This window comes from Paraburkholderia sediminicola (genome assembly GCF_046027825.1).
Lineage (GTDB): Bacteria > Pseudomonadota > Gammaproteobacteria > Burkholderiales > Burkholderiaceae > Paraburkholderia > Paraburkholderia sediminicola_D.
Window position 1 is genome coordinate 1 of record NZ_JAQQDU010000195.1, and the last position, 4613, is coordinate 4613.

A 4613-nucleotide genomic window follows, 5' to 3' on the forward strand; every position below is an offset into this window, starting at 1 on the left:
CATTCACCAGGCTAAAACAGGAAGAAGCCGCAACCTTGCCGCTCGTCGAAAAGGAGGCACGCAGTTGGGCGCTGTCGACTGATCAGGACGCAGCAGTGAAGGTCCTCGTGAACGAAGTACGTCCGAAACAGGCCGTCTGGCTGTCCACCCTCGACGAACTCCTTACGCTGGAACAAGCCCGCAGTCGGGCGGCAGCGGACGACGCCACGTCCACCTACGCGACCTTGCGGGTGATCACCGCCGTCTCGGTAGCAACCGCGCTGCTGATCGGCTTGACGGCGGCGTTTCTGATTACGCGCGGCATACTCAGGCAGCTTGGTGCGGAACCCGCCGAGGCACAGCGCATGGCACGGGAGATCGCCGCCGGCAATCTTGCGGTGACAGTGAAACTGAACAAAGGCGACTCACATAGCCTGATGGCCTCGCTCGAAACGATGCGCGTGCAACTGACATCCATCGTCACGCAAATCAAGGCTTCAGCCGAATCGATCGCGGTACGTGCCGTCGAGACGGCCGAGGGCAACGCCGATCTTTCGCAACGTACCGAGCAGCAGGCCGCCTCGCTGCAGCAGACGGCTGCCAGCATGGCGGAATTGACCTCCACTGTCAGGCAGAACAGCGAGGACGCCATGCAAGCGAGCGCGATTGCAAACATGGCTTCCGACACCGCCGTCCAGGGTGGCCATGTGGTCGAGCGCGTCGTCACAACCATGCAGGACATCTCCACGAGTTCGTCGAAAGTCGGGCAGATCATCAGTGTGATCGAAGGCATCGCGTTCCAGACGAACATCCTCGCGCTGAACGCCGCCGTCGAAGCAGCCCGCGCCGGCACCCAAGGGCGCGGATTTGCGGTGGTTGCGAGCGAGGTGCGCACGCTGGCGCAGCGTAGCGCGGGAGCGGCCAAAGAAATCAAGGCGTTGATCGAGCAATCGGCCGGACACGTCGTAGCCGGTGCCCACCTCGTTGCCGAGGCAGGCGCGACGATTGACCAGGTCATGCAATCAGTGCATAAGCTCACCGGCATCATGGGCAAGATCGCGCATGCGTCGACCACGCAAACGACGGGCATCGAGCAGGTCAACCACGCCGTCGCCGAAATGGATAAGGTCACCCAGCAGAACGCGGCACTTGTCGAGCAAGTTTCCACCGCCGCGCGATCCATGGCCAGCGGGGCAAGCGACCTGCGCGATTCAGTGGCGGTCTTCAGAATCGGCGATGCACATGAAGCGGATTATCAGGCTTCCATCCCACCTCACGCAGCGCAGACAGCAAGCGTTCAGAGCCGAGCGCCACAGCACGACCGCCACGCGCGCTCATATCCGTAGCGGCCAGCAGTGCATTGACGATGGCTTCTTCAACGGCCTCCGCGGCAACTGAAAACAAAGCAGACATGTGATCGTTGTTCACCATCTCCACGGCAGTGGTGGGCCTTCCAACACGCCCATAATTAACCGCAGGCAGTCCCGAATTGCCCACTGAAAAGGCCACAAATATATCGCCGCTAGAATCTTCAGTGCCTCCGCCCATGCGAGCGATCCCAACACTCGCACGCTGTGCGAGGCGCGTGCATTGATGCGGCAACAAAGGCGCATCAGTCGCGAGCGTCACGGCAATCGAGCCCATGCCCGCTTCCCCGGTGCGCCGTCCTTCGGTTTGTCGGAACGGTGAATACACCTCCCCGAGCACCTCGCCCACCGGATATCCCGCCACCCGCAGCGCGTCGCGCCGACCATAGTTCGCCTGCACCAGCGCCCCAACGGTCCAGCCGCCTTCGGTTGGTTTCAGCACCCGCGATGCCGTGCCGATACCGCCTTTGAACTCATGGCAGATCATCCCCGTGCCGCCGCCAACGTTCCCCTCATTCACCTCCCCCGTGCGCGCCTCGGCTCGCGCCCGATGCACATGGTCCGCGGTGACATGCTGCCCCCAGATGTCATTGAGCAGCCCGTCGTAGGTTTCGAGCACGACCGGCATGCACCAGTACACCTCACCTTTGGCTTCGTCCCGTTCCGCCGCGACCAGCGCGTCGCGCACCACGCCAACGCTGTGCGTGTTCGTGTACGCGATCGGCGTCGTTAGCAAGCCCGCCTCGCGTATCCATTCGAGACCCGTTGCGTCGCCGTTACCGTTCAGAATGTGACAGCCCGCAAAGCAGGGTTCCCTACGCGCGCTGCCGGCCCGCGGTTCAATGATGGTCACGCCGGTGTGCACCGACGTATCGCCCGCGTCCACATTCAACGTGTGATGCCCGACACGGACGCCGGCGACATCGGTGATCGCATTGAAACGCCCTGGTGTGCCGCGCCCGATACGGATGCCGAGTTCCCTTGTACGCATTGCCTGTTTTCCTTCGATTCAAAGTTCGCGAAACGTCACGCTATGACGTGCCCATGCCGCATACATCGCGAGCGCCAGCACCAACAATCCACCAATGATGTACAGATCCGTCGGTTTGGCCGCGCTCCGCATCGTCGTATACAACGTATAAGTTGCGCCGATGATCGCCACCAGCGGCGGCAGCGGCCACAACGGCATCCGGTAATGGTGCTCGACGTCGCGTCGCACGATGCGGCTGGCCAGCGCCGCCACCGCGATCACAATGTAGATCACCAACAGCAGGTCGACCGTGAACGCGGTCAGTTCATCGAGGCTCGATACAAAGAGCAGAAGCGCCGACGGAATCGCAAGCGTCAACGTGGCAAGCCACGGCGAGTCGAATCGTGGATGAATGCGTGTGAATGCATGGTTGCAACTGCGCATCCATAGTGCGTGGCGGCCGCTGCTATACAGCAGACGTCCTACCTGAATCACGATGGCGATGATCGCGTTGAACACCGACAGGAAAATCCCCGCGCTCACCACACGCATGATGACTGGGTTGCTGAGTTCGCGCACCACATAGCCGATCGGATCCGCGCTCTTCGACATATCGATCAGCGAAGGCGCGCCGAGCACGATCGCCGTCAACGGGATCAACTCGACCAGCAGAATGACCAGCAGCGAAACCATGACGGCTTTCGCGACGCTGCGGTTGCCCCCTTCGAGATCTTCCGCGAGGAACACCGCTGCACCGAAGCCGTTGTAGCAAAAGATCGCCGTGCCTACAGCAGGGATGATCGCGGCCGCCGTCACCGATATCAGCGCGCCGTTGCTCGCGACTTCGGGATGGACCAACGCACTGAAGGTGCGATGCGGCTCGGAGAATCCCAGATATGCAATGAGCAGAAGCACCAACACTTCGACCGTCAGGAACGCGCCGGTAATCCACGCGTTGGTCTTGATGTTGAGAATGCCAAGAACATAGCTGAGCACGACGATGGCGAGCGCCACCGACTGATTGCTAAAGTTGGTGCCGAGTGCATTGTTCAGATACGGCGCTGCACCGCTTGCCAGCACGGCGGGAATGAACACGCTGACAGCCAGCACCGCGATGAAGGTCAGATAGCCCGGCAGCGCGCCGAACACGCGTTTTGCCATCACGTACTCGCCCCCGGCGCTGCGATGTGCCGCGCTCAATTCCGCATAGCACAATGCGAAAGCCAGTGCGAGCACGCCGCCGAGCAGAAACGACAGCACCGCCCCGCTGCCCGCCTGCTGGATCGCAAACGGCGCGATCACGAAGATGGAACTGGCGGGCGTCACCCCCGATACGGTAATCATCACCACGTCTCGCACACTGAGCGACTGCTTCAGCTTGCCAGACGTGCCCAGCCCTTCGGAGGCGGCTTGCGCCGTAACCGACGTTTCCGTGATCGCCATGGTCCTCTCCTTTGCAATGATTTTTTCAGCGTCCATACTTGAGCACTGTCCGGCGCAGTGTAGGAAGTCAATTTACGCAACGCTATTACCGCTTAGGGTTACGCCAATTAGGTGGAGACGCATGGATCGACTGTTCACGGAAGTAGCAATGCATCAGGCGCTGGCGCGCGTGATCGACCATTTAGGGGTGCCTCGGTTCTGGCGGCATCTGATTCTTCTGCTCAACGAAATCATGCCGTTCGACAATGCGCTGGCGTTGCTCGTCGGTCAGGATGGGGTGCCTCGGGTGCTTGATGAATTCGATACGGGGGGTACGGATAAGCCGTCGCCGGTGCCGCTCTATCTGAATGGACTCTATCTGCTCGATCCGTTTTTACAGGCCGCGCATGATGGATTGGCCGATGGGCTTTATCGGCTTGAAGAGGTGGCGCCTGATCTGTTTCGGCAAAGCGAATACTTCCTGAGTTACTTTCGCGATGCGGTTGGGGTGGATGAGTTGCAGGTGATCGTCAATGTTGCACCTGCGGGTGGCGTTGTGTCGTTGTCCCTGGGTGCGAAAGCGCGGTTTGATGGGGAGGCGCTTGGACGGTTGGCGGTATGTACGCCCTGGCTAGTCGCGGCGATACGGCAGCATTTGGCGCGCCTTGCCACCGAGCCCAGCAAAAGTGTCGAGAGCGGCGATCTGTCGGGACGGGTCGAGCGTGCGTTGGCCGGGTTTGGGGCGGAGCTGCTGTCGGAGAGGGAAATGGCGATCGCGCAGTTGGTGCTGCGCGGTAACTCGTCTAAAGCGATTGCCGAGCGGCTAGCCATTTCGCCGGAGACGGTGAAGGTGCATCGGAGAAATCTTTATAACA

Annotated in this window: 3 protein-coding genes and 1 pseudogene; 2 read left to right on the forward strand and 2 right to left on the reverse strand. The window is 61.0% G+C overall.

Translation table 11 applies throughout. The features are described 5' to 3' along the window. Positions 1-653: 653 nt before the first annotated feature. Positions 654-1052, forward strand: a pseudogene (locus tag PQQ96_RS41650) (methyl-accepting chemotaxis protein); the annotation flags it as partial. 151 nt (positions 1053-1203) lie between these two features. On the opposite strand, the gene PQQ96_RS41655 reads toward PQQ96_RS41650, so the two are convergent. Together PQQ96_RS41655 and PQQ96_RS41660 are read right to left on the reverse strand one after the other, a co-directional pair. Continuing rightward, positions 1204-2337 (reverse strand): DmpA family aminopeptidase, encoded by a 1134-nt coding sequence (locus PQQ96_RS41655; RefSeq protein ID WP_408303183.1) that lies wholly within the window; start codon positions 2335-2337, stop codon positions 1204-1206. An 18-nt stretch (positions 2338-2355) separates the two neighbouring features. Next, on the reverse strand, positions 2356-3759 hold the full coding sequence (locus PQQ96_RS41660; RefSeq protein WP_408303185.1) for an APC family permease: 1404 nt from the start codon (positions 3757-3759) through the stop codon (positions 2356-2358). Positions 3760-3880: 121 nt separating this feature from the next. Here PQQ96_RS41660 and PQQ96_RS41665 point away from each other — a divergent pair. Further along, positions 3881-4613: helix-turn-helix transcriptional regulator (locus tag PQQ96_RS41665; RefSeq protein WP_408303187.1), on the forward strand; the 733-nt coding region annotated here is incomplete at its 3' end.